Source organism: Klebsiella sp. D-Nf1 (assembly GCF_002810515.1).
Taxonomy (GTDB): Bacteria; Pseudomonadota; Gammaproteobacteria; order Enterobacterales; family Enterobacteriaceae; genus Klebsiella; species Klebsiella variicola.
This window is the reverse complement of sequence record NZ_PIOK01000002.1, coordinates 555471-580984: the sequence shown is the minus strand read 5'-3', so window position 1 is coordinate 580984 and position 25514 is coordinate 555471. Positions and strand designations below refer to the sequence as shown.

At 59.5% G+C, this 25514-nt stretch carries 25 protein-coding genes; 18 read left to right on the top strand and 7 right to left on the bottom strand.

Going from position 1 to position 25514, the window contains the following annotated elements; translation table 11 throughout:
* Positions 1-10: 10 nt before the first annotated feature.
* Both CWM54_RS12775 and CWM54_RS12765 read right to left on the bottom strand, forming a co-directional pair.
* A complete protein-coding gene (locus CWM54_RS12775) occupies positions 11-1348 on the bottom strand; it encodes a maltoporin (RefSeq protein ID WP_008806192.1) in 1338 nt (445 codons plus the stop codon).
* A 261-nt stretch (positions 1349-1609) separates the two neighbouring features.
* Complete coding sequence (locus CWM54_RS12765; protein WP_100697355.1) at positions 1610-2881, bottom strand: PTS sugar transporter subunit IIC; 1272 nt, start codon at positions 2879-2881, stop codon at positions 1610-1612.
* A 177-nt stretch (positions 2882-3058) separates the two neighbouring features.
* Here CWM54_RS12765 and CWM54_RS12760 point away from each other — a divergent pair, with 177 nt between their 5' ends.
* The 9 genes from CWM54_RS12760 to CWM54_RS12720 all read left to right on the top strand — a co-directional run bounded on the left by CWM54_RS12760 (position 3059) and on the right by CWM54_RS12720 (position 10634).
* A complete protein-coding gene (locus tag CWM54_RS12760; protein WP_002914979.1) occupies positions 3059-3373 on the top strand; it encodes a PTS sugar transporter subunit IIB in 315 nt (104 codons plus the stop codon).
* 9 nt (positions 3374-3382) lie between these two features.
* The gene (locus tag CWM54_RS12755; RefSeq protein WP_100697353.1) at positions 3383-4705 is read left to right on the top strand and encodes a PTS sugar transporter subunit IIC; all 1323 of its coding nucleotides are present in this window, start codon (positions 3383-3385) and stop codon (positions 4703-4705) included.
* A gap of 23 nt (positions 4706-4728) precedes the next feature.
* Positions 4729-5043, top strand: a complete 315-nt coding sequence (locus CWM54_RS12750) for a PTS lactose/cellobiose transporter subunit IIA (protein ID WP_002914983.1) — start codon at positions 4729-4731, stop codon at positions 5041-5043.
* A gap of 50 nt (positions 5044-5093) precedes the next feature.
* The gene (locus CWM54_RS12745) at positions 5094-6008 is read left to right on the top strand and encodes an ROK family protein (RefSeq protein WP_100697351.1); all 915 of its coding nucleotides are present in this window, start codon (positions 5094-5096) and stop codon (positions 6006-6008) included.
* A 56-nt stretch (positions 6009-6064) separates the two neighbouring features.
* Positions 6065-7027 (top strand): LacI family DNA-binding transcriptional regulator, encoded by a 963-nt coding sequence (locus tag CWM54_RS12740; protein WP_100697349.1) that lies wholly within the window; start codon positions 6065-6067, stop codon positions 7025-7027.
* 178 nt (positions 7028-7205) lie between these two features.
* Complete coding sequence (locus tag CWM54_RS12735) at positions 7206-8123, top strand: metal ABC transporter substrate-binding protein (protein WP_100697347.1); 918 nt, start codon at positions 7206-7208, stop codon at positions 8121-8123.
* Positions 8120-8941 carry a manganese/iron ABC transporter ATP-binding protein gene (locus CWM54_RS12730; RefSeq protein WP_100697345.1) on the top strand — a complete coding sequence of 274 codons (822 nt, stop codon included), beginning with the start codon at positions 8120-8122 and terminating at the stop codon, positions 8939-8941. Before CWM54_RS12735 ends, CWM54_RS12730 begins: the two co-directional genes overlap by 4 nt.
* Positions 8938-9786, top strand: a complete 849-nt coding sequence (gene sitC / locus CWM54_RS12725; protein WP_100697343.1) for an iron/manganese ABC transporter permease subunit SitC — start codon at positions 8938-8940, stop codon at positions 9784-9786. The genes CWM54_RS12730 and sitC overlap by 4 nt, the downstream gene beginning before the upstream one ends.
* A complete protein-coding gene (locus CWM54_RS12720) occupies positions 9780-10634 on the top strand; it encodes a metal ABC transporter permease (protein WP_100697341.1) in 855 nt (284 codons plus the stop codon). Before sitC ends, CWM54_RS12720 begins: the two co-directional genes overlap by 7 nt.
* 69 nt (positions 10635-10703) lie before the next feature.
* On the opposite strand, the gene CWM54_RS12715 is transcribed toward CWM54_RS12720, so the two are convergent.
* Complete coding sequence (locus CWM54_RS12715; protein WP_100680810.1) at positions 10704-11045, bottom strand: nitrous oxide-stimulated promoter family protein; 342 nt, start codon at positions 11043-11045, stop codon at positions 10704-10706.
* Positions 11046-11112: 67 nt separating this feature from the next.
* A complete protein-coding gene (locus CWM54_RS12710; protein ID WP_100697339.1) occupies positions 11113-12000 on the bottom strand; it encodes a LysR family transcriptional regulator in 888 nt (295 codons plus the stop codon).
* A gap of 185 nt (positions 12001-12185) precedes the next feature.
* Between CWM54_RS12710 and CWM54_RS12705 the strand changes: the two genes are divergently transcribed.
* Both CWM54_RS12705 and CWM54_RS12700 read left to right on the top strand, forming a co-directional pair.
* Complete coding sequence (locus tag CWM54_RS12705) at positions 12186-13127, top strand: AEC family transporter (protein WP_100680808.1); 942 nt, start codon at positions 12186-12188, stop codon at positions 13125-13127.
* 35 nt (positions 13128-13162) lie between these two features.
* On the top strand, positions 13163-14872 hold the full coding sequence (locus tag CWM54_RS12700; RefSeq protein ID WP_100680807.1) for a thiamine pyrophosphate-requiring protein: 1710 nt from the start codon (positions 13163-13165) through the stop codon (positions 14870-14872).
* 39 nt (positions 14873-14911) lie between these two features.
* Here CWM54_RS12700 and CWM54_RS12695 read toward each other — a convergent pair whose 3' ends face one another.
* Positions 14912-15205, bottom strand: a complete 294-nt coding sequence (locus CWM54_RS12695) for a SelT/SelW/SelH family protein (RefSeq protein WP_061153534.1) — start codon at positions 15203-15205, stop codon at positions 14912-14914.
* Positions 15206-15420: 215 nt separating this feature from the next.
* Here CWM54_RS12695 and CWM54_RS12690 point away from each other — a divergent pair, with 215 nt between their 5' ends.
* The 6 genes from CWM54_RS12690 (at position 15421) to CWM54_RS12665 (ending at position 22202) form a co-directional block, all read left to right on the top strand.
* Positions 15421-17784 carry a TonB-dependent receptor domain-containing protein gene (locus CWM54_RS12690; protein ID WP_100697337.1) on the top strand — a complete coding sequence of 788 codons (2364 nt, stop codon included), beginning with the start codon at positions 15421-15423 and terminating at the stop codon, positions 17782-17784.
* 71 nt (positions 17785-17855) lie between these two features.
* Positions 17856-18887 carry a hemin-degrading factor gene (locus tag CWM54_RS12685; RefSeq protein ID WP_061153532.1) on the top strand — a complete coding sequence of 344 codons (1032 nt, stop codon included), beginning with the start codon at positions 17856-17858 and terminating at the stop codon, positions 18885-18887.
* Positions 18884-19702: a heme/hemin ABC transporter substrate-binding protein gene (locus CWM54_RS12680; RefSeq protein ID WP_023342105.1), complete on the top strand. Its 819-nt coding sequence runs from the start codon at positions 18884-18886 to the stop codon at positions 19700-19702. Before CWM54_RS12685 ends, CWM54_RS12680 begins: the two co-directional genes overlap by 4 nt.
* Positions 19702-20697 (top strand): FecCD family ABC transporter permease, encoded by a 996-nt coding sequence (locus tag CWM54_RS12675; RefSeq protein ID WP_100680803.1) that lies wholly within the window; start codon positions 19702-19704, stop codon positions 20695-20697. Before CWM54_RS12680 ends, CWM54_RS12675 begins: the two co-directional genes overlap by 1 nt.
* Positions 20690-21469, top strand: coding sequence for a heme ABC transporter ATP-binding protein (locus CWM54_RS12670; protein ID WP_048268101.1), 780 nt, complete (start codon positions 20690-20692; stop codon positions 21467-21469). The genes CWM54_RS12675 and CWM54_RS12670 overlap by 8 nt, the downstream gene beginning before the upstream one ends.
* Before the next feature lie 115 nt (positions 21470-21584).
* A complete protein-coding gene (locus CWM54_RS12665; protein ID WP_016161715.1) occupies positions 21585-22202 on the top strand; it encodes a Fic/DOC family protein in 618 nt (205 codons plus the stop codon).
* On the opposite strand, the gene CWM54_RS28615 is transcribed toward CWM54_RS12665, so the two are convergent.
* A complete protein-coding gene (locus tag CWM54_RS28615; protein WP_165451328.1) occupies positions 22199-22366 on the bottom strand; it encodes a hypothetical protein in 168 nt (55 codons plus the stop codon). The genes CWM54_RS12665 and CWM54_RS28615 overlap by 4 nt on opposite strands.
* A gap of 294 nt (positions 22367-22660) precedes the next feature.
* Between CWM54_RS28615 and mutS the strand changes: the two genes are divergently transcribed.
* Entirely contained in the window at positions 22661-25222 is a 2562-nt protein-coding gene (gene mutS / locus CWM54_RS12660) for a DNA mismatch repair protein MutS (protein WP_100697335.1), read from the top strand.
* A gap of 118 nt (positions 25223-25340) precedes the next feature.
* Here the strand turns inward: mutS and CWM54_RS12655 are convergent, their stop codons facing one another.
* Complete coding sequence (locus CWM54_RS12655; protein WP_002915097.1) at positions 25341-25493, bottom strand: Hok/Gef family protein; 153 nt, start codon at positions 25491-25493, stop codon at positions 25341-25343.
* Positions 25494-25514 lie beyond the last annotated feature (21 nt).

Below are 25514 nucleotides of genomic sequence, written 5' to 3'. Positions count from 1 at the left end.
TTGTCTCTCCTTAGAACCAGACCTCGGCCTGTACGCCGAAGTTAACGGTGTCGGTAGAGCCACTGCGGGAATACCCGCCGGCGGTGATGGTATTGGTATCCCAGTTGTAGTTGCCGTCCAGCGCATCGGAGACACCTTTATCCCACTTCGCGTAGGTGACGAAGAAGCGCAGCTGCGGGCGTGCCCAGAAACCGGAGTCAAAGGTCAGCGTTGGCGCAACGGTGACTTTGGTCAGGCCGCCTTTGCCTTTGCCGTTTACCCCTTTGTAGTTTTTGTCATCCAGGTATTCGTAGCCCAGCTCGTACTGCATGGCAAAGTTGCGGGTAATCTGATGATAAGGGCGGATACCGGCGACCCACATCGAGCGTCCCCAGCCATGGTCATCTTCCGTCCACCAGCGGTAGTTTTTATCTTTCTGCCAGAAAGCGAAGGTCGAGATCTCCAGGTCGCCCATCGAGGCCACGCTATCCAGCACCACTCGCCAGGACTGAGTGTTTTCCAGATTGGCCCAGCCCCAGCCGTTTTTACCCAGCGAGTCACCCGCCGCCAGCCCTTTCCCGTACTGCAATGCAAGGCGGGAGTAGCCTCCGGTCAGACCATAGAAACCGTCAAAGTTATAAATACCGGTCACGCCATAGCCCTTCTCGGCGGAAGTCGGGTGGTTTTCGTTACGGTTCATATGGTGGCCGATCAGCTCCAGATCGAAGCCTGTCCCCGCGATCTTTTTCAGCCACAGGTTGAGGGAATAGTCATCCGGATAGCCCTGATCTCCCTTATCCACCGGGTAGGCTTTGGTTTCATCGGTGGGTGAAAAGGCGTACACCCCGGCGTCGAAGCGGGCGAAGCCGAGATCCATGTTGTCGAAGCCGCCGCCGGTGCCGTTGTACTGAATGTACTCCCAGTCGAACTGATGGCTGGAGGTGTTGGAGCTGCTGTAGCGCTTACCGGCCCAGAAGGTCATCTCCGGCGCAAAATCCAGATTGCTCAGCTCGGCGAACCCTTCACGAAACTGTACGTCATGGCCATCGTCATCCTGACAGTTCCAGTCGGAGGTGCATTTCGACTGGTGAGTGAGGTTGGCCTGCACTTTCGCCACCACGCCGCTGTCCGCCGTCAGCGTCACGGTGGGGATCAGTTCGATCTTGGTGTCTTCTTCGTTGCCCAGTCGCCACTTACCGTCCGGCATCAGGCCGACGGAGTCCGCGCGGTTGCCATCGGAGTTCGCCAGGATCCCGGAGCGGATATAGCCATGCAGCGCAAAATCATACTTCGGATCGGCGCAGGCCAGGCTGCTGGCCCCTGCCAGCGAGAGGAGAGCCAGAGGTATTGAATGTTTCAGCTTTATCATTATTTTTTTCCCACGTTATGTTTGTTAACACGAACCGATAACGGAGGGGAAATTTACGGATCAAAAATGGAAATGTACATCCGTTAATGGAAATCGCTTTCCATAGTTGCCTATCTGGTTCACAAAATTCGCTCTGCGACGAATATATTCGTGAGACTGATCACATAAAATAACAAGAATGCCGCCGGGAGCCGGCAGCAGAGCGGAAGGAGGAGCAGGTGAATGAGTGCCGCCGGGGGATAAGCCGCCGACGGCGAGGGGTCAGCGTTCGGTTTCCGCGAGCTGGCGTTCGTACACTTTGAAGAAGGGGCGATAGAGCATCCAGGCGTTAAACATCGCGAACAGGCTCATGCACAAATTTTTCCAGCTACCGTTCGCCGACCATGCTGCCCCCAGCGGGGAAGGCATCGACCATGGCAGCATCGCCACCGCGCGGTCGAGGATACCCAGCTGAGTTAAATACCATGCGATACAGGCATTTATCAGCGGAACAAAGAGAAACGGCAGTAAAAAAACCGGGTTCATGATCACCGGAAAACCAAACAGTATTGGCTCGTTGATGTTAAACAGCGACGGCAGCAGGCCAATTTTTGCCACGCTTTTCAGCTGCCGCGAGCGGCTGCGCATCGCCATCAGCACCAGCGGCAAAGTGGAGCCAATACCACCGATCAGCAGGTAAAAATCCCAGAACCCCTGCAGATAAATATGCGGCAGCGTTGGCGAACCGGCCGCCAGCGCCTGCTGATTTTCAAACAGATAGGTCATCCAGAACGGGTTCATGATCCCGGTAATAATCAGCGCGCCGTGGATACCGATAAACCAGAGTAAGTTACAGATAAATAAAGATATCAGTACCGCCATCAGCGTGTCGGACGCCAGCACCAGCGGCCGCACCGCTTCGCTGATTAACTCCGGTACGATGCGTCCGGTGGTCTGCAGCAGTATGGCATTCATCACGCTTATCGACAGCATCACCACCAGCAGCGGGATCAGCAGTTGAAAGCCATTGCGAGTCATCAGCGGCACTTCATCAGGCAAGCGAATACACCAGCCTTTTTTGTAGAAAAAGCGAATTATCTCAATGGAATAGGTGCTGGATATCAGGGCGGTAAATATCCCCATACCGCCGAGATAAACATTGCTCACCGTAGTCTCGCGAAAGCCGATAAACAGCAGAAAAGCCAGACACCCGGTTAAACCGCAGAGCCGTTCCGGCAGACGGTACTGCTTGGCGAGACTGGCGCTGGCGCCGAAGGCGACAATCAGCGCCACCAGGCCAATGGTTAGCTGAAAGGTCGGCAGCAGGATAGGCCGCAGCAGCAAATAGACCTGGCCGAAACGCGAGGCGCCGTCTATGGAAACGGGCGGAAACAAAATGGGCACCAACAGGCTGCCAACAATCACAAAGGGCATCGCCAGCGCAAAGCTATCGCGCATCGCCGTAATGTGGTTGTTGCGCGTCAGAACATTCGCCAGCGGCGCCAGCCGCTGCTCGATGATATCCACGGCCACATTCATTAACTGAATGTTCATACTCCTACCTTTGCGAATGGTTGTCTCGCCGGGATGATCGCCCACAATACCGGAAAGTGAAAGCCTGCCATAGGTGATCATGGTCACAATTAATAAATCCACAAACGGAAAGCGCTTTCCGTAATGCATCCATTTTGACTATAGTCCGCACATCCAACCTCATCAGGAGCGGTACTTATGAAAAAAATTATGTTGTGTTGTTCGGCAGGCATGTCCACCAGCCTGCTGATGAAAAAAATGATTGCCGAAGCCGAACAGCGGGGCCTGCCGGTAGAGATCAATGCCTATGGCGTAGCGGAGTTCGCCGAACAGGTTGGCCATTATCAGGTGGTGCTGCTGGGGCCGCAGGTGAAATACATGCAGCAGGATCTGCAAAAACAGGCGGATAAATACGGTATCCGCGTCGAACCCATCAATATGATGGACTACGGCATGCAAAAAGGCGCTGCGGTCCTCGATTTCGCCCTTTCCCTCATCGAAAACAAGAACTAAGGAAAGAACATGAGCTCTCTGTACGCTAAATTGATCGATGTGATCGAACGGCAGATCACGCCTATGGCGGGGGCGATCGGCCAGCAAAAATACGTCACCTCCATCCGCGACGGCTTTATTACCGCCCTGCCCTTTATGATCGTCGGCTCGTTTTTGCTGGTGTTTATCTTTCCCCCCTTCTCACCCGACACCACCTGGGGATTCGCCCGCGCCTGGCTGCAGTTTTCTCTTAACCATCGCGAGTCACTTATGCTGCCGTTCAACTTCAGCATGGGGGTGATGACCCTGTTTATCGCCGTCGGGATCGCCGCCAGCCTCGCCAAACACCATCATCTGGACTCGCTGACCGCCGGGATGCTGTCGCTGATGTCGTTTCTGCTGGTAGCCGCGCCGCTGAAAGATGGCCAGATCTCTACGGCCTACTTCTCCGGCCAGGGGATCTTTACCGCCATTCTGGTGGCCATCTATTCCACCGAGCTGTACGCCTTCCTCAAGCGGCATAACATCACCATTCGCCTGCCGCCGGAAGTGCCTGCCGGGGTGGCGCGCTCGTTCGAGATCCTGATCCCGGTACTGGCGATCATTCTGACGCTGCATCCGCTGAACCTGTTTATCGAGGCCCAGCTGGGGATGATCATTCCGGAAGCGATCATGTCGCTGGTCAAACCGCTGGTCGCGGCTTCCGATACGCTGCCGGCCATTCTGTTGTCAGTGCTGGTCTGTCAGGTGCTGTGGTTCGCCGGGATCCACGGCGCGCTGATCGTCACCGGGATCATGAATCCCTTCTGGATGGCCAACCTGTCGGTCAATCAGGCGGCCATGGCCGCTGGCACCGCTATCCCGCACATCTATGTCCAGGGCTTCTGGGATCACTATCTGCTGATCGGCGGCGTCGGCTCCACCCTGCCGCTGGCGCTGATGCTGCTGCGCAGCAAGGCCGTGCATCTGCGGACGATTGGCCGGATGGGGGTCGTACCTGGGGTATTCAATATTAACGAACCGATCCTCTTCGGTGCGCCGATCATCATGAATCCGCTGTTTTTCCTGCCGTTCGTGCTGGTGCCGATGGTCAACGCGACCCTGGCGTACTTTGCGCTGAAGCTGGATCTCGTCAGCCGCGTAGTATCGATGACGCCGTGGACAACGCCGGCGCCCATCGGCGCCTCGTGGGCGGCGAACTGGAGCTTTAGCCCGGTGATCCTGTGCCTCATTTGTATGGCCACCGCCATGGTGATGTACCTGCCATTTCTCAAAGCTTACGAAAAACAGCTGCTGGCCCAGGAGCGTGAAAACGCCGTCGGCCAGGCTGACAACGCGGCGCAAACCGCTTAACGCTAACGATTCAGAGGATAATCATGGAATTAGAAGAACAGGTGATGGGGATCATCATCAACGCCGGCCAGTCACGTAGCCTGTGCTACGAAGCGCTGCACGCCGCTAAAGCGGGTGATTTCGCCACCGCCGACGCCAAAATGCAGGAAGCGGCCCACTATTCCCGCGAAGCTCACCTTGTACAGACCCAGCTTATCGAAGCTGACGAAGGCGAGGGAAAAACCAAAATGACGCTGGTGATGGTCCATGCTCAGGATCACCTGATGACCTCCATTCTGGCGAAAGAGCTGATTGCCGAACTGATTGCGATTTACCGCGCGCAACCGCTTCACGCCTAGCGCGTTCCCCGGCCAGGCGCGCTGGCCGGGCCTGATTCCCCGAGGTCACTATGTTACATCTTGGAATAGATATTGGCGGCACCAAAATGGAAGCCGTACTGCTGGACCCGGCAGGCGAATGCGTCCAGCGCCTGCGCCGGCCGACCCACAAAGAGAGCTATGACGCCTTTATGCGTCAGCTGCTGACCCTGATTGCCGATATTCGCGCGGTCAGCCCCCAGCCATTCACTCTGGGGATCGGCCTGCCCGGGGCTATCGATCCGCAAAGCGGGCGCATTAAAAACTGCAACTGCCTGGTGCTCAACGGTCACGATCTGCGCCGGGATATCATGCAGCAGCTTGGCCAGCCGGTGTGGATGGCAAACGATGCCGACTGCTTCACCCTTTCGGAGGCGGTGGATGGCGCCGGCGCCGGGGCCTCCACCGTCTTCGGGGTGATTATCGGTACCGGCTGCGGCGGCGGGATCGCCGTTCATCAACGGCTGCTCAGCGGCCCCAACGCTATCGCCGGTGAATGGGGGCATAATCCGCTGCCGGGCTATACTCCTGAGCGCGATGGTCCGCCGCAGCCCTGCTACTGCGGCAAAACGAACTGCATCGAAAGCTTTCTCTCCGGCACCGGCTTCGCCCGCCGCTATGGGGAACAAGCCCGTGCGGAAGCCATTGTCGCCGCGGCGCAAAACGGCGATCCGCGCGCGCTGGCCCACTGGCGACACTTTATCGATGCCTTTGCCCGTAGCCTGGCGTCGGTGATCAATATTCTCGACCCGCAGGTGATTGTGCTGGGCGGCGGTCTGTCCAACGTCAGCCAGATCTATCGCGATCTGCCTGCCGCCATCGTGCCGTGGATCTTCTCCGACACCTGCCGCACGCAGATCAAACCGGCCCGCTTCGGCGACGCCAGCGGCGTGCGCGGCGCGGCCTGGCTGCCCCGGCTGCCCGGCGCCGCGGACGGGCAGCGGTAGACACTTTTTTCAGCAGGTATGTTAAGCTAGGCGAAAATGTTCAGACAGAAAAAGCCATGCCAACAATTGATGATGTTTCAAGATTAGCGAATGTCTCAAGAGCGACGGTTTCCCGCGTGCTGACCGGCACCCGGGGCGTGCGCGAAGAGAGCCGGGAAGCTGTGCTGCGGGCCGTTGAAGAACTCAACTATCGCCCGAGCTTTGCCGCGCAAAACCTCGCCAGTCAGACATCCAGCCACGTTGGTCTGGTGATTTCCGCGCAGGACGAAAGCCACGGCACGCGTCTGCTGCCGCTGCTCTCTCAGGCGCTGAAAGGACTGAACAAAAGCCTGCTGGTCCAGTATGTCAGCGATCCGGTAGAGCTGGCGGCGGTGATCGACGATCTGCAGCGCCAGTGCGTGGCGGTGGTGGTGGTGGGCGCCGTTGCCGCCGACGCGCCGCGCAACGTTATCGCCTTTGACCGCTTCGGCGTCGCCGGAAGCAACAGCCAGGGCTACGACTTCGCCTTCGCCACCGAAAGCGCCTGCCGCTATGTGATTGGCAAGGGACACCGCAACATCGCCCTGCTGGTGGACAGCGATAGCGACGATGCCAGCCGTCAGATGCTGGAAGGCTACCGCAACGTCCTGCAAAACTACTCCATTCCTTTTAACCGCCAGCTGGTGCTGACGGCCAACGATGATGTCGAGCAGGCGCTGCTGACCTTAATTAACAGCTTCAGTAAATACTCAGTCATTATCGTTAAACGCGACCGCTACGCGGCTGAGGCGATGCGTCTGTTACGTGAATTCACCATCGCCGTCCCGCAGGAGGTCTCCCTGCTGAGCCTTGAGGATTCTCCGCTCGCCTCGCTGCTCTACCCGCCGCTGACCTGCATCTCATGGCCACTGGAGGCGCTGCTGGATAACTGTATTCAGCGTATTCGCAGCCTGATTGACGACCGGCCAACCTTCACCGCCGAGGGCCGCTCGCTGGCTGGCCGCCTGATCCCGCGCCAGTCGGTCGCCGATATCTCTTGATCTTCGCCCGGTTCGCGCCGGGCCAGACTTGCCTCCCCTTTTCGCGCTTTCGTTTCCCGGCTCATTATTACCCACGCATGCAAATAAGAATTATTTTCATTTGTAAATAGCTTGTGCTATATAACATAGCAATGGCTATAAATGCTGGGAAATTAACCACACTATTGCGAGGGATCCTATGCAACACCTGACACCGCTGAAATCATTGCTGCTGGCCAGCGCGCTGGCCCTGCTGGCCGCGGCGCCGGCCTCGGCGCAGGAGAAATTCAGGGTTATCACTACCTTCACGGTTATCGCCGATATGGCGCAGAACGTGGCCGGCGACGCCGCCGTCGTCAGCTCCATCACCAAACCGGGAGCGGAGATCCACGATTACCAGCCCACGCCGGGCGATATCAAACGCGCGCAGGGGGCACAGCTGATCCTCAGCAATGGGCTTAATCTCGAACGGTGGTTTGCCCGTTTTTATCAGCACTTACAGGGCGTTCCGGAGGTGGTAGTCAGCGAAGGGATCCAGCCGATGGGCATCAGCGCGGGCCCCTATAGCGGGAAGCCCAATCCCCATGCCTGGATGTCGGCAGATAACGCCTTGATTTATGTCGATAACATTCGCGATGCGCTGGTGAAGTACGATCCGCCTCACGCCGACACCTATCGCCGTAACGCCGAGGCCTATAAGGAGAAGATCCGCCAGACGATGGCGCCGCTGCAGGCCAGACTGGCGCAACTGCCGGCGGATAAGCGCTGGCTGGTCACCAGTGAGGGGGCCTTCTCCTATCTGGCCCGCGACTATGGTCTGCGCGAACTGTATCTGTGGCCGATCAATGCCGACCAGCAGGGCACTCCGCAACAGGTGCGCAAGGTTATCGACACCATGAAGAAAGAACGCATCCCGACCATCTTCAGCGAAAGCACCATCTCCGATAAACCGGCGCGTCAGGTGGCGCGCGAAGCCGGGGCCCACTACGGCGGCGTGCTCTATGTCGATTCGCTGAGCGCCGCCGACGGTCCGGTGCCGACCTGGCTCGACCTGCTGCGTGTCACCACCGAAACCATCGTCAACGGTATCCAGGACGGGATGAGGAAGCAGCCATGAATGCAGCGCAAGCGGGACTGTATGTCGACCAGCTCACCGTCACCTGGCGCAACGGCCACACCGCCCTGCGCGACGCCTCATTCAGTGTACCGCGCGGCTCCATTGCCGCGCTGGTAGGCGTTAACGGCTCGGGTAAATCCACACTGTTTAAAGCGCTGATGGGCTTTGTTCGCGTCGGTCACGGCGAGATCTCCATACTCGGCCTGCCGGTCAACCGCGCGCTGCGCCAGAACCTGGTCGCTTATGTCCCGCAGTCAGAAGAGGTGGACTGGTCCTTCCCGGTGCTGGTGGAGGATGTGGTGATGATGGGGCGCTACGGCCATATGGGCTGGCTGCGGCGGGCAAAGCCGCGCGATCGCGACATTGTCGATGCCGCGTTGGCCCGCGTGGGCATGAGCGAGTTCCGCCACCGGCAGATTGGCGAGCTCTCCGGCGGGCAGAAAAAGCGCGTCTTCCTTGCCCGCGCTATCGCTCAGCAGGGCCAGGTTATCCTGCTGGATGAGCCTTTCACCGGCGTCGATGTGCAGACCGAAGCGCGGATCATCAGCCTGCTGCGCGAACTCCGCGATGAGGGCTGTACCATGCTGGTCTCCACCCACAACCTCGGGTCAGTGAGCGAATTTTGTGATTACACGGTGATGGTGAAAGGCACCGTGCTGGCCAGCGGCCCGACAGAAACCACCTTCACCGCCGAGAATCTGGAGCGGGCTTTCAGCGGCGTGCTGCGCCACGTCGCGCTAACCGGCGGGGAAGCGCAGATTATCACCGATGACGAGCGGCCGTTTATCAGCCGGCGCGCGGCGGGAGGCCCACGATGAGCTGGCTGCTGGAGCCGTTTGGCTATCACTATATGCTCAATGCGATGTGGGTGTCGGCGCTGGTGGGCGGCGTCTGCGCGTTTCTCTCCTGCTACCTGATGCTGAAGGGCTGGTCGTTGATTGGCGACGCCCTCTCCCACTCGATTGTGCCCGGCGTCGCCGGGGCCTATATGCTCGGCCTGCCTTTCGCGCTCGGCGCGTTTCTCTCCGGCGGTCTGGCGGCGGGCAGCATGCTGTTTTTGCAGCAGCGGTCGCGGCTGAAAGAGGATGCCATTATCGGCCTGATCTTCTCCTCCTTCTTCGGGATCGGGTTGTTTATGGTGTCGCTGAATCCGACGTCGGTGAATATCCAGACCATTATCCTCGGCAATATTCTGGCCATCGCCCCGGAGGATATTATCCAGCTGGCGGCGATCGGCTTTATCTCGATGGCGATCCTGCTGGTGAAATGGAAAGATCTGATGGTGACCTTCTTTGATGAAAACCACGCCCGCTCGATTGGCCTGAACACCCGCGGCCTGAAGCTGCTGTTCTTTACCCTGCTGGCCGCCTGCACCGTGGCGGCGCTACAGACCGTCGGCGCCTTTTTGGTCATCTGCCTGGTGGTCACCCCCGGGGCCACCGCGTGGCTGTTAACCGACCGCTTCCCGCGCCTGCTGGCTATCGCCGTGGCTATCGGCAGCCTGACCAGTTTCTTCGGCGCCTGGCTCAGTTACTATCTCGACGGCGCCACCGGCGGCATTATCGTGGTCGCGCAAACGCTGTTGTTCCTTATCACCTTTATCTTCGCGCCGAAGCACGGCCTGCTGGCTAACCGCCGCCGCGCCAGGGAGGCCGCATGCTGAATCTGTTCCTGGCCCCGTTCCAGTTTCCTTTTATGGTCAATGCGATAGCAGTATCGATCATCGTGGCCGTGCCCTGCGCGCTGCTGTCGGTTTTTCTGGTGCTCAAAGGCTGGGCGCTGATGGGCGACGCCATGAGCCACGCGGTCTTTCCGGGCGTGGTGCTGGCTTACATCCTTGGCATTCCTTTCGCCATCGGCGCGTTTATCGCCGGGCTGCTGTGCGCCGTGACGACCGGTTTTCTCGACGATAACAGCCGCCTTAAGCGCGATACCATTATGGGGATTGTCTTCTCCGGCATGTTTGGCGCCGGACTGGTGCTGTACGTAGCGATCCAGTCCGATGTTCATCTCGACCATATCCTGTTCGGCGATATGCTGGGAATATCCCTTCGCGATATTGGTCAGACGGCGGCTATCGCGCTGGTGATTGCGCTGATTATCGGCCTTAAATGGCGCGATTTTTTGCTGCACGCCTTTGACCCGACGCAGGCCAAAGCCAGCGGCCTGCGCGGCGGACTGTTGCACTACGGCCTGCTGTGTATGATCGCCCTGACCATCGTCGCGACGCTGCAGTCGGTGGGGATTATTCTGTCGATTTCGCTGCTGATTGCTCCAGGGGCGATCGCGCTCCTGCTGGTGCGGCGCTTTATCCACGCCCTGCTGCTGGCAGTAGCGGTGGCCGTCGGTTGCTCGGCGGGAGGGGTGTGGCTGGCGTTTTATCTCGATAGCGCGCCGGCGCCGACTATCGTGGTGCTGTTTTCCGCGCTGTTTGTGGTCGCCTTTGTGGCAAGCACGATCCGGGATAGTCAGAAACAGAGGGCTTCAGCAACCATCCCCGGTGGCGGCTAACGCCTTACCGGGGCTACAAAAGCACGACTTGTCGCCCGGCTGCGCGCCGCGCTGACCAGAGAAAGGCCGCTATTTTTTCGGTTGGTATTTTTCCGGCAGCGTCGGCACCGGGCGCCTGTCGTCCAGCAGATGGCGAATAGTGAGGATCGGGTGGCGCCAGAGCATCCGCGGCCCGGCCCAGCGCATAATCTGCTTCATCTCTTCGCGCTTCGCCGGCTGGTAGCAGTGCACCGGACACTGCTTGCAGGCCGGTTTATTCTCGCCAAACACGCACTTATCAAGGCGCTTGTCGGCGTAGGCGTTCAGCGCCTGATAGTGATCATTATTGGCCAGCGCCTCGGGACAGCGCCGCTGGTAGAGGGCAATCATCCGCTGAATCGTCAGTTTTTCCCGTTCGATACGCTTCTCCATCTCCCCGCCTTTCGTCTGTTTTTAAGATGCATTTATCATACACCTTAATGTCCCTACCCGACCAGACTCACTGCTTCAGATGCTGGATCAGCTGTAAGGCCGCCCCGGAGAGCACCCCGAAGTGGCTGTAGGCGTAGAAATCGCGGATAAAAACGCTGCCCTCGAGCTCAAACGGACGCAGCAGGCCCAGCGCTTCCTCGTGCCGGTAAACCGGGGCTGGCATCGACGTTAACAGATCGCTCTCGCACAGAAAGGCCTTAATGGCCGAGGAGGACGCGCACTCAATCACCGGCTGCGGACAGGGTAGCTGATGGGCACGAAAGATATCCTCCAGGATGCTCATCGGGGTACTTAACGGCGGCGGCATGATCCACGGATAGTCCAGCATCGCCTCGAGGGATAAGTTCGCCGCCTGATGCAGCGGGTGGTGCTGCCTGGCGACGATGCAGATCCGGTCCTGCCAGTTAATTTTACCGCGCACCACGATTTTCTCATCATGCGCTAAGGGGCCGCAGAGGGCGATATCGATGTCGTGCATCAGCAGGAGTTTAAAGAGCTCAGAGTCAATGCGGTCGACGATCCGCAGATGGATCTTGGGATGACGCTGATGGAAAGCCGCCAGCTTATCGATGAAATGGCTGGTCAGCAGGCTGGAAACACAGCCAATCCGCAGGATACCTTTCCCGGCGCCGCGGATGAGCGCAATCTCCTCGCGGGCCTTTTGTTCGGTATTCAGCATCGTCATTGCATAGGGTAAAAAGGCGCTACCATACTCGCTCAACGCCATACCGTGTTTGTGTCTTTCGAATAAGGTCGCACTCAGGTCCGCTTCCAGGCTCAATAACAGCCGGCTCAGTCCCGACTGAGTGATCCCCATCTTCTCCGCGGCCAGGGTCATATTGCCTTCGTGAGCGACAGTAATAAACGCCTGAATCTGCTTAAATTTCATTGGCATGATATTTACTCATTGAACAAACGGTTTTTACATTTCCCCTGCGGCCTGTTTTAGCGAATAAATGTCACTATCAACACGCTCGAAAATAGCTACCGCGCATCAGGCAAAACGGATTTATTGACCTCACCACGCACCGCAAAACGAATTTCTGACCCGAAGATAATTTATAATGAGAATATATCACCATGACACAGAACAATATTCTATTAATTTCAGGCGCTATATTACCGGTTATCATTACCGTCATCATCGGCTATATAAGCGGTAAACGAAAAGACTTTAACTGGCAGCAGGCAGGAGACATCAATAAAATTGTGATGCTCTATGCATTACCGCTGAGTATTTTCAGCAATATGGTGATGACGCCGCGACATATTGTCATGACCATGGGCCCGGTTGCGGTGGCCATTATCCTGGCGCTGATTCTGAGCTTCGTCATTCCCTTACTGGTCGCCCGCTATCTGTTTCGACGCGACCTCGCCCTCAGTACGCTGCAGGCGCTGGCCATCGGCTCGCCGGCAGTCCCGTTTATCGGCACCTCAGTGCTGGCCTTTTTATTTGGCACCGTCAGCGCGTCGCTGATCACCGTGTCCAGCATCACGCAAAACGTCTTCCAGCTGCCGCTGGTAATGATTCTGATGTCGGTCGCCACTGGCGATAAAAGCCAGCATATCTCCTTTGGCACACGGGTGATAAACGCCATTAAACAACCTGTGGTCTGGTCACCGGTGATCGCCCTGATCATCGTGCTGGCGGATATCCATATTCCGCAGACTATCTCGATGTCGCTGGGTCTGCTGGGTAAAGCCTCTGGCGGGCTGGCGCTGTTTGCCGCCGGGATCGTACTCTATACACGCAGCATTGTTATCACCACCGCGACCATTATCACCGTTATCGCCCGCAATATTATGGTGCCCGGCGCCTGCTATCTCCTGTTATTAAAAATGGGCTTCAGCATGGAGCAAATAAAGGAAGTCGTATTGACGATGGCTATCCCGGTAGGCTCCATCGCGATAATTATTGCCATGCAGTATAAAACCGGCGAGCAGGAAATGGCCTCGACGATGGCGCTGAGTATTATTGCCTCCATCATTACGATGGGCGGATTTATTTTCTTAACCTTTTAATTACCGCGATAACATCGCGTGAATACGGAGAGAATATGGCCTCTATCACATTATCGGCTGCAGAATTGTTACTGCATCGGCTACAGGCGCTGGACGTGGCATATATTTTTATTAACTCGGGCACCGATTATCCGCCGGTTATTGAAGCCTGGGCAAAGGCCCGGGCGACCGGGCAAAAGGTACCCGAGCTGGTGATCTGCCCGCATGAAAACGCCGCCATCGGCATGGCGCACGGCTACTACCTCGGCACCGGCAAGGTGCAGGCGGTGATGGTTCACACCAACGTCGGGTTAGCCAACGCCGCCTGCGGCGTCATCAACCTCGCCAACAGCAATATTCCGGTGCTGATTTTTGGCGGCCGCACGCCGATTAGCGAACATTCCCACTTCGGCTGCCGCAATACGCCGATTGGCTACGGCCAGGAGATGCGCGACCAGGCGGCGCTGATCCGTGAATCCGTGAAGTGGGATTTTGAACTGCGGCTGGCCGATCAGATCGGCGAGCATGTTGACCGGGCCTGGGCGATTGCCAGCTCCCTGCCGAAAGGGCCGGTCTACCTGAGCTTACCGCGCGAGCCATTGTGCGAGACCTTTGCCATTGATGAGGCCGCGCTGCAGGCCGGTCCTTCGCAGCAGCCGGTCCGCTATGCGCCAGTCCGGGAAGATATCGCCCGCGCCGCCGAGGCAATCGCCTGCGCCAGGCATCCCGTCATCTTCGCCCAGCGTGGCGCCCGAACGGCGGGTGGCTTTGCGCGCCTCAATAGCCTGGTGCGCGAATGGGCGATCCCATTGGTGGAATACTGGGGTACCGAGGTGACCCTGAGCGCCGATAATCCACTGCTCGCCGGGGCTGATCCCAGCGTCTGGCTCGCCGACGCCGATGTGATTCTGGTGGTCGACTCGCAGGCGCCATGGATGATCGCCGAGGGCGACTGTCGCCAGGACTGCACCGTGATCCAGATGGGCCCCGATCCGCTCTTCTCCCGCTACCCGGTGCGCGGCTATCGCGCGGACATCAACCTGGCGGGCGAGACCGATGAAGTCTTCGGTCTGCTGGAGGAGGCGCTGCACCCACTGCAGGCCGCCCGCCAGCGGCATGTGGCGGAGCGGGCGGCATATACGCAGAACCGCATCCAGCAAAAGAAAAACCAGCGCGACGCGCTTCTCCATGCCAGCCAGACCGGGGTCATTACCAAACCCTGGCTCAGCTACTGCCTCGGCCATCTGGCGAATCAACACCGCGGCCGGATCGTTTCTGAACTGACCACGCTGCCGCAGTTTGCCGGACTGATCCATGCCGAGAGCTATTACCAGGAAGCGCTGGCCGGCGGCCTGGGCGAAGCCCTGCCTATCGCACTGGGGCTGCAGCTTGCGCGCCAGGAAGAGCTGATTATTGCCGCCGTCGGCGACGGCTCGTACCTGTTCGCCAACCCTGCGGTCTGCCACCATATTGCGGAGGTAATGAAGCTCCCCGTCCTCGTCGTGGTCGGAAACAACGGCGGATGGGGCGCCGTCGCGGGCGGCACTAAAGCGCTCTACCCGGACGGCTACGCAGCCCGCGCGGAGACCATTCCGGCCACCGCCTTTACCACCTCGCCGGATTTCGCCGCGATCGCCGCCTCCAGCCGCGCGGCGGCCCTGTCGGTTTCCCGGGCCGAAGATCTCCCCGGTGTGCTGGAAGAGGCGGTCACCCTCATACGCACCCGCCGACAAAGCGTGCTGGTTGACGTGCAGTTAGCCCGCTAACGGCTTCTCCTCCGGGCGCTTGTCGCCCGGAGGGGGTTGTCACCCCTTCTGATCACCTTTATCCACATGGCCCAGCGGCTTCTCCGGGAAGCAGACATCGCGCACCCGGCGTTTCAGCTCGGCCGCATCCGGAAAACCGCCATCCTGCTTGCGCTCCCAGATCTGCTGACCGTCGATATCGATCGTGAAGATCCCGCCGGTCCCCGGCACCAGCGTCACCGAGGCGATGTCGGTGCTGAAGGTATGTAACAGCTCCTGCGCCATCCAGCTGGCGCGCAGCATCCAGTTGCACTGGGAACAGTAGGTGATGGTGATGGCCGCTTTTGAGTTCATCGTCGTCTCGCTCAGGCTGAAAGGGCATATTGTAAACAAAGTGCAGTTTAAATGAAGAACACATGATTATTTTGTTGCAAACGATAATACCTATCATTACCATTCGCAATCAACAAATGGAGTAAGACCCCATCCGCAACGGAAAAGACGGAGCAACCTGCAACTCTGGAAGTAACGCGTGAGCCGATACTAATAACGATCAAGGCGTGGCGACTATGTACAAATCGACTCCGTCAGCAGCATGGTGTAAAAAACGCCTGCTGGTGACCTCTTTGCTTGCAGCAATTTATCAGACTTCTGCCATCGCAGCAGACACTTCCGCCGTTAGCGGCGAGGCGGTGGATGACACCTCGGAACAAATGACCGTTACCGCTCCCGCACCGGTGCAGAAAGCCGGTAGCGAACACAGCATCAGCGCCCGGGAGCTGGAGGATAAAGGCGCTAACGATTTTGGCTCTATCATGCGCTATGAGCCGCTCATCAGCGCCACCGGGGCCAGCGGCGGCTCCGGCAACGGCAAAAGCGGCTTCGACCGCGGAGGCTACACCGGCTACAACATTCGCGGCATGGAGAGCAACCGCGTCGGCATCGACGTGGACGGTATCGCCCAACCCAACGCCACCGGCCGCGGCTACGTCGGCCGCGCCGGGCTCAACACCTTCGGCATTGGCCGCGATTATATCGACCCGTATATGTACGGCAGCGTGGATATCCAGTCCGGCGCCACCTCGACGGAAACGGCCAACAGCGCTATCGGGGGGAATGTCTCCTTCCGCCCGAAATCGGCGGATGATTACCTGCGCCCGGGCAAGACCAGCGCCTTCGGCTACCGCAGCGGTTACGACTCTGCGGATCGCAGCTGGCACAACGGGGTGACCGTCGCCGGCGGCGATGAGTTCCTGCGCGGCATTTTGGTCTACAGCCGCCGTGACGGTCAGGAAACTGAAAACAACAGCGGCACCGTCGACGCCTACCCGGCGAACTGGCACTCCGATGCTTTTCTGGCCTCCGGGATCTGGCAGCCTAACGATGAGCACAAGCTGACCAGCACCTTCGACTATTACCATAAAACCAACCACACCCACTACGATACCTGGGACTCCAGCGGCAACAGCACCATCGGCACCGCCAACCAGACCAGCCAGACCCGGCGCTGGGGCCTGAGCCTGAAGGATGACTGGACGCCGATGAACGACTACCTCGACAGCGTCTCCACGAAAATCTACTACCAGCATACCGAAGCTCATGACTGGACTTATATGCCGGACAGCGTCACCCGCAGAATGCAGACGGTGAACTCCAACTATGACACCGACACCTGGGGCCTGCAGACCGCGCTGGCGAAAACCCTGGGCCGCCACGATCTGAGCGCCGGCTTCAACGCCAGCACCAGCAAAACCCAGCGGCCGTTCAGCCAGTCACCGATCCCCAGCGTTTACAGTGAGATCATGCAGCCGGAGGCAGACAGCCGCAGCTACACCCTCGGCGGCTTTGTCCAGGATAAGATCAACTTCGATCTCGATAGCCACAACTTCGCCATTATTCCCGGCGTGCGCGTGGTGCATCAATCGACTAAGCCGGAAAATCTGTCCGACCTTGCCGCCAACAGCAGCGTGCTGAGCGAATCGTCGGTGGCGAATCTGTACGGCAAAAACAGCGATACCCAGGTTCTGCCGTCGTTGACCTTCCAGTACGACATTACGCCGCGGCTGATGACCTACCTGCAGTACCAGCGCGGCGCGCAGTTCCCCAACGCCAGCCAGCTGTATGGCTCCTGGAACCTCGGCTCCAGCTACGCCGGTAGCCAACAGTATGCCCTGATCGGCAATACCGATCTGAAGACGGAAACCAGCGATAATCTCGAGTGGGGGCTGAAGGGCGAAGTCACAGAAGGCATCACCGTGCGCACGGCGCTGTTCTACAACAGCTATAAGAACTTTATCGCCTATACCCGCTATACCCGCGCCAATAATCCGGGCCAGTTCACGAATGTGCCGTCGAACATCTACACCATTTATCAGGCGGAAAACCGCGATAAAGCCTATATCTACGGCGGTGAGATCAGCACCAAATTTAACTTTGGCACCTGGTTTGAGCAGGTGAACGGCCTGAGCACCACCCTAGCCCTCGGCTATAGCGAAGGGAAATCGAAATCCAGCTACAGCGGCGATAAATACGTCGACCTCGACAGCGTGGCGCCGATGAAAGCCATCGTCGGCGTGGCATGGGACGATCCGGCGAAACGCTACGGCACCGCCCTGACAGCGACCTTTGTCAAAGGGAAACAGGCGACCGCCACCAACCGCGAAAGCTACAGCAACAGCGGATCCACCATCACCGATGCCAGCAGCGACTATATGCGCGTGCCGGGCTACGGCATGCTGGACTGGACCGCGTACTGGCAGGTGGCGAAAAACGTGCGCCTCAATGGCGGGGTCTACAACCTCACCGATCGTAAATACTGGGATTACCTGAGCAGCCGCAATATCGAGACCGGCACCAACCAGGACGCCAACGATAAAGCGCTGGCGGTGATGCCGGGCCGCACCTGGCAGCTGGGCGTCAACGTCGACTTCTGATTGCCCGAATAATAACGCACCTGCCCCCGGCCCGCCGGCCGGGGATATTCATCGTCGAGAAGGATATGATTATGCCAAATGCACACCCTGACCTGTGGCAGCGCTACCAGGCCACCAAAGCGGCCAGTACCGCGAAATATGCCCGCGATATCGCCGCGGAAATGGGGATCAGCGAAGCCGAGCTGACCGCCGCCCGCCTCGGCCACGATGCCGTGCGCCTGAGCGATGACGCCCGGGCGCTGATTGCCGCCCTGGAGCGCGTCGGCGAAACCAAATGCATCTGCCGCAACGAGTATGCCGTGCATGAGCAGGTGGGCCAGTTCACGCACCAGCACCTCAGCGGCCACGCCGGGCTGGTGCTGAACCCGCGCGCGCTCGATCTGCGCCTGTTCCTCAGCCAGTGGGCCAGCGCCTTCCATCTGAACGATAATGGTCGTCAGAGCATCCAGTTTTTCGACCACCATGGCGACGCCCTGCTGAAAGTCTATGCGACCACGCAGACCGACATGGCGGCCTGGGACACCCTGATCGCGGAACATCGGGTGGCGGCGCCGGCGCCGCTGGCCCTGCGCCCGCTGGAGCCGGTGAAATATGCCGACACCGCCGACGGTGCCGCGCTGGAGAACGACTGGCGCGCGATGACCGACGTTCACCAGTTCTTCGGTCTGCTGCGTAAATATCAGCTTTCCCGCCAGCAGGCCTTCTGTCTGGTGAGCGACGACCTCGCCTGCCGCGTGGATCGCCATGCGCTGCCGTTGCTGCTGGAGACGGTGCGCCAGGAGGGCAATGAAATCATGATCTTCGTCGGCAATCGCGGCTGCGTGCAGATCTTCACCGGCGCCCTGGAAAAGCTCGCCCCCATGCGCGGCTGGCTAAATATCTTCAATACCACTTTTACCCTGCATCTGCGCGAAGAGAGCCTCGATGAAGTGTGGGTGACCCGCAAGCCGACCTCGGACGGACACGTCACCAGCGTCGAACTGTTCGCCAAAGACGGCACCCAGATTGCCCAGCTCTATGGCCAGCGCAGCGAGGGCCACCCCGAGCAGGCGCAATGGCGCCAGCAGGTAGATCGTCTGACCCGTGAAGGACTGCCAGCATGATGCGCTGGTTACTGCTCTTCATCGCTTTCCCGCTGCTGAGCCACGCTGCCGTTGAGCGGCTCGTCACCCTCGGCGGAGATGTCACTGAGATCGTCTATGCCCTTGACGCGGAACAGAGCCTGGTGGCGCGGGACAGCACCAGCAGCTGGCCCCCGGCGGCGCAAAAGCTGCCGGACGTCGGCTACCTGCGGCAGCTGAACGCCGAGGGGATCCTCGCGTTACGCCCGCAGCTGGTATTAGCGAGCGCCCAGGCGCAGCCCTCGCTGGTCTTACACAAAGTACAGGCGAGCGGGGTGAAGGTGGTTAACGTGCCGGGCGGCGAAAGTCTGTCCGCGATCGATAACAAAGTGGCCGTCATTGCCGAAGCGTTAGGTAAAACAACGGCTGGCGACGCGCTGCGCCAGCAGCTTCAGCAACAGATCGCCGCCATTCCCACGCAGCCGGTTGCTAAGCGGGTGCTGTTTATTCTCAGCCACGGCGGAATGAATACCCTGGTGGCCGGACAGCACACCGCGGCCGATGGCGCCATTCGCGCCGCCGGGCTGCAGAACGCGATGCAGGGCTTCGACCACTATCGCGCCATGTCGCAGGAAGGGGTCGCCGCCAGCCAGGCGGATCTGGTGGTGATCTCCGCCGATGGTCTCAAAGGGATGGGCGGCGAAGCTGGGCTGTGGAAACTGCCCGGTCTGGCACAGACCCCGGCGGGGCGTCATAAACAGCTGCTGACGATCGACGATATGGCCCTGCTGGGCTTCGGGCCGCGCACACCGCAGGCGATAATCGCGCTGCGAAACAAAGCGGAGCAGTTGCCCTGATGCGCCCTGCCCTCGCCCGCCGTTTGCTGTTGATGACGCTGCTGCTGGTCTTCCTGACGCTGTTTGCCACCACCCTCGGCGCCATGCGCTTGCCGCTGGTCAACTTGCTGCCTTCCGGGGATGAGATGCTGCGCCACATCTGGCTGAGTATCCGTCTGCCGCGGGTGCTGCTGGCCCTGCTGGTGGGCGCGGCGCTGGCCCTCTCCGGTTGCGTGATGCAGGGGCTGTTTCGCAACCCGCTTGCCGACCCGGGCCTGCTGGGCATCAGCAGCGGCGCCGCGCTGGCGGTGGCCAGCTGGCTGGTGCTTCCGTTCTCCACTACGGGGCTGATCGCCCTGTACATGCCGATGCTGGCGGCGTTTATTGGCAGCCTGGCGGTGATGGTGGTGATTTTCATCCTCAGCCGGGCGGAGGAGGGTTCGCTGTCGCGCCTGCTGCTGGTGGGGATCGCCATCAACGCGCTGTGCGGCGCGCTGGTCGGCGTCCTGTCCTGGCTGAGCAATGACGCCCAGCTGCGCCAGCTGTCGCTGTGGGGCATGGGCAGTCTGGGCCAGGCCGAATGGCCGACGCTGCTGGTGGCCGCGACCTTGATTATCCCGGCGGCGCTGGCGGTGTGGTGGATGGCGTCCCGCCTCAATCTGCTGCAGCTTGGCGATGAAGAGGCACACTATCTCGGGGTCAACGTGCAGGCGCTACAGCGCTGGCTGCTGCTGTGCAGCGCAGTGCTGGTGGCCGCCGCGGTGGCCATCAGCGGAGTCATCGGCTTTATCGGCCTGGTGGTACCGCACCTGATGCGCCTGTGGCTGGGGCCGGACCATCGCGGACTGATCCCCGGCTCGCTGTTGGCCGGCGCGATCCTGCTTCTGCTGGCCGACACCCTGGCTCGCACCGTGGCGGCGCCGGCGGAGATACCGGTCGGTCTGCTCACCAGCCTGCTGGGCGCCCCCTGGTTTCTGTGGCTGGTCTTTCGTCGGGAGAACTCCAGACATGGTTAATGAATACTGCGCCCAGGGGCTGGCGCTTCGCCTCGGCCAGCGGCAGATCATCGACAACGTCTCCGTCGCGCTGCGCGGCGGCGAGATGACGGCGCTTATCGGGCCGAACGGCGCCGGGAAATCCACTCTGCTGCGGCTGTTGACCGGCTATCTGACTCCGGACAGCGGCACCCGCCGTCTTGCAGGAAAGCCGCTGGAGGCCTGGTCCCCCGAGGCGCTGTCGCGCCGGCGGGCGGTCATGCTGCAGCGAACGGCCCTGCAGGCCGACTGGACGGTGGAAACGGTCATTGCCATGGGACGCGCACCGTGGGGCGCGACGGCAGATCCAGCGGTGCTGGCGGCGGTGATGGCCGTCACCGGCTGCGATGGCCTTGCCGGTCGCCGCTATCCCGGCCTCTCCGGCGGCGAGCAGCAGCGGGTACAGCTGGCCCGCTGTCTGGCGCAGCTGTGGCGCGACGGCGCGCCGCAGGGCTGGCTGTTTCTTGATGAGCCCACCTCGGCGCTGGATCTTTACTATCAGCAGCATCTGCTGCGCTTGCTCAAACGGCTCACCGCCGGCGGGCAACTGCATGTCTGCGTGGTGCTGCATGACCTTAACCTCGCCGCCCTGTGGGCCGACCGCATTCTGATGCTTCACCAGGGCCATCTGGTCGCCCAAGGCACGCCGCAGGAGGTGATCCAGCAGCCGGTTATCCATCGCTGGTACGGGGCGGATGTCCGCCTCGTCCAGCACCCGGACAACGCGGCCCCCCAGGTTTATCTGGCGCCATAATCCCCGCGCGGCGCAACTGGAATCCGGATCGCGCCGCGCGCTTTCGGTATTACACCGCATAAGTTAATGGGCGTTATACTTTCATATCTCTCAGCGCTCCCTTTTGAGGGTCCCCATGAACCGATACACGGTAGCTGGCAGCGAAGGCCAATTTGAGAAAAATTCAGATGAACGGGTTTTGGCTAATAAACTCGGGATCGCTGACGCAAATGAGATTGATAGCGTAGAACTGGTGCTTCTGGAACAACTTTATCGCTCAGTTTTTGAGGAGCACTTTCCAACTGGATTACTCAGCGTCGACATCCTGAAAAAGTGGCACTATCGCTGGTTAGGCAATATCTATGCATGGGCAGGCCAGGAAAGAACGGTCAATATCAGCAAAGGCGATTTTATGTTCGCCCCTTCAGCGCAGTTGGCGAAACTGCTAAACGATTTTGATAAGAAATACCTTGCACATTATACGCCTTGTTCAGGCATGAATGAATTGCAGCTCATAGAAGCTATCGCAGTCACCCATGTTGAATTGATCCTCATCCATCCGTTCAGAGAGGGTAACGGGCGTTTATCACGATTATTAGCCGATGTGATGGCTGTGCAGGCTGGCTATAAACCGCTGGATTATCAAAGCTGGGAACAAAACAAAACCCAGTATATATCGGCTATCCATGCGGGTTTGACTCTGGACTATCGACCGATGAAACACTGGGTCAGCAAGGCCTTAAGAAGAGATTAGGCAAGACGAAGATGCGCATATTTTTTGCGTGCCGCTTCAAGACTCACTTCAACTCTGGCTGATGGTTGCCCTGTCTCGACCGCGGTTGATGTCGCAACAGAACGCGCGATGTCAGCGCGGGAAGGTCTGGCGTATGCGGCCTGAACTTTTTTGTTGTAACTCATGGCATCTCCCGTTTCATTCACCTGATGGTTTCAGTATATCAAGGATCGTCGCTAACTGCTGCCATTACGTATACCAGGGGAATATCGGATATGTCTTTTTCTGACCGGTAACCGCACATCCCGATGCTGGCTTGTTATGTCTCAACCCTCTCTGCAACTGGAATCCGGATCGCGCCGCGCGCTTTCGTCGGTTTCCCTCACCTGCCCATCTCCGTTATTATGTCTCATCCATGTGATAACGACGACAACTACAAAATCGCAGCCATTTCAAATCAGGGATCTGGATAACACCCCATGAGCACAATTGACAATCTCGACGCCCACACGCCGATGATGCAGCAGTATCTCAAGCTGAAGGCGCAACATCCTGACATTCTACTGTTTTACCGGATGGGGGATTTTTACGAGCTGTTTTATGACGATGCGAAACGCGCGTCGCAGCTGCTCGATATCTCGCTGACCAAGCGCGGCGCCTCCGCGGGCGAACCCATCCCGATGGCCGGCATCCCCCACCACGCTGTGGAGAACTACCTCGCCAAACTGGTCAATCAGGGCGAGTCGGTGGCCATTTGCGAGCAGATAGGCGACCCGGCCACCACCAAGGGACCGGTCGAGCGTAAAGTGGTGCGTATCGTTACGCCGGGCACCATCAGCGATGAAGCGCTACTGCAGGAGCGTCAGGACAACCTGCTGGCCGCTATCTGGCAGGACAGCAAAGGCTTTGGCTACGCGACGCTGGATATCAGCTCCGGGCGCTTTCGCCTGAGTGAACCGGCCGACCGTGAAACCATGGCGGCAGAGCTGCAGCGTACTAATCCGGCGGAACTGCTGTATGCGGAAGATTTTGCCGAATCGTCGCTGATCGAGGGCCGCCGCGGCCTGCGCCGTCGCCCGCTATGGGAATTTGAAATCGACACCGCGCGCCAGCAGCTCAACCTGCAGTTCGGCACCCGCGATCTGGTCGGCTTCGGCGTGGAAAACGCCCCGCGCGGCCTGTGCGCCGCCGGCTGCCTGCTGCAGTATGTCAAAGACACTCAGCGTACCTCGCTGCCGCATATTCGCTCCATCACCATGGAACGCCAGCAGGACAGCATCATTATGGATGCCGCCACCCGCCGTAATCTTGAGATTACCCAGAATCTCGCCGGCGGCACCGACAACACCCTGGCCTCGGTACTCGACTGTACGGTGACGCCGATGGGCAGCCGGATGCTCAAGCGCTGGCTGCATATGCCGGTCCGCGATACCGCCGTGCTGGTTGAACGCCAGCAAACCATCGGCGCGCTGCAGGAGCGCTATACCGAGCTGCAGCCGGTGCTGCGCCAGGTCGGCGATCTGGAACGTATTCTGGCGCGTCTGGCGCTGCGTACCGCCCGGCCGCGCGATCTGGCCCGCATGCGCCATGCCCTGCAGCAGTTGCCGCTGCTGCGCGAGCTGCTGGCCGACGTTGACCGTCAGCCGGTGCAAAAATTGCGTGAGAAAATGGGCGAGTTCACCGACCTGCGCGAACTGCTGGAGCGCGCGGTGATCGACGCGCCGCCGGTGTTGGTCCGCGACGGCGGGGTTATCGCCCCAGGCTACAGCGAAGAGCTGGACGAGTGGCGGGCGCTGGCCGATGGCGCCACCGATTATCTCGATAAGCTGGAGATCCGCGAGCGCGAGCGGCTGGGCCTCGATACCCTGAAAGTCGGCTACAACGCCGTCCACGGCTACTACATCCAGATCAGCCGTGGCCAGAGCCACCTCGCGCCGATCCACTACGTGCGCCGCCAGACGCTGAAAAACGCCGAACGCTACATTATTCCTGAGCTGAAGGAATACGAAGATAAGGTGCTGACCTCCAAGGGCAAAGCGCTGGCGCTGGAAAAACAGCTTTATGACGAGCTGTTCGACCTGCTGCTGCCGCATCTCGCCGACCTGCAAACCAGCGCCAGCGCGCTGGCCGAGCTGGACGTGCTGGTCAACCTGGCGGAGCGTGCGGAAACCCTGAACTACTGCTGTCCGACCTTTAGCGATAAGCCAGGTATTCGCATCAGCGAAGGCCGCCATCCGGTGGTCGAGCAGGTACTGAAAGAGCCGTTTATCGCCAACCCGCTGCAGCTGGCGCCGCAGCGGCGGATGCTGATCATCACCGGGCCGAACATGGGCGGTAAAAGTACCTATATGCGCCAGACCGCGCTGATTGCGCTGCTGGCCTATATCGGCAGTTACGTCCCGGCGCAGAAGGTGGAGATCGGGCCCATCGATCGCATCTTTACCCGCGTCGGCGCGGCGGATGACCTGGCCAGCGGCCGCTCGACCTTTATGGTGGAGATGACGGAAACCGCCAATATCCTGCACAACGCCACCGAGCATAGCCTGGTGCTGATGGATGAGATTGGCCGCGGCACGTCCACCTACGACGGGCTATCGCTGGCGTGGGCCTGTGCGGAAAATCTGGCCAACAAAATCAAGGCGCTGACGCTGTTCGCCACCCACTACTTCGAGCTCACTCAGCTGCCGGAGAAAATGGAAGGCGTCGCCAACGTCCACCTCGACGCGCTGGAGCACGGCGATACCATCGCCTTTATGCACAGCGTGCAGGACGGCGCGGCCAGCAAGAGCTATGGCCTGGCGGTCGCCGCGCTGGCCGGGGTGCCGAAAGAGGTGATCAAGCGCGCGCGGCAGAAACTGCGCGAGCTGGAGAGCATCTCGCCCAACGCGGCGGCGACCCAGGTCGACGGCACGCAGATGTCGCTGCTCGCCGCCCCGGAAGAGACCTCGCCTGCGGTTGAGGCGCTGGAGAATCTTGATCCGGACTCTCTGACCCCGCGTCAGGCGCTGGAGTGGATCTACCGTCTGAAAAGCCTGGTTTAGCAACCCATTAAGGTGAAAAACGGCAGCGCCGCTCAGCGCTGCCGTTTTAGCAAACCAAAAATGGGTGCAAGAGGATGCGTCCTGACAACCCATACGCGGGGTTGCCCCCGCGCGGATGCTACTTCTTCGATTCGTAAGCGAGAACAGCTTTAAACTCAATATTACGCTCTTTAATACTCAGCTCGCATAGTGAGCTGTGAACCAACAGCGTAAATCCCAGTACCGTAATACAGAGTACGATGATTGCCACAAGGGCATATTTTGTCAGCATATCTTGCCTCCCTGCAAAGAA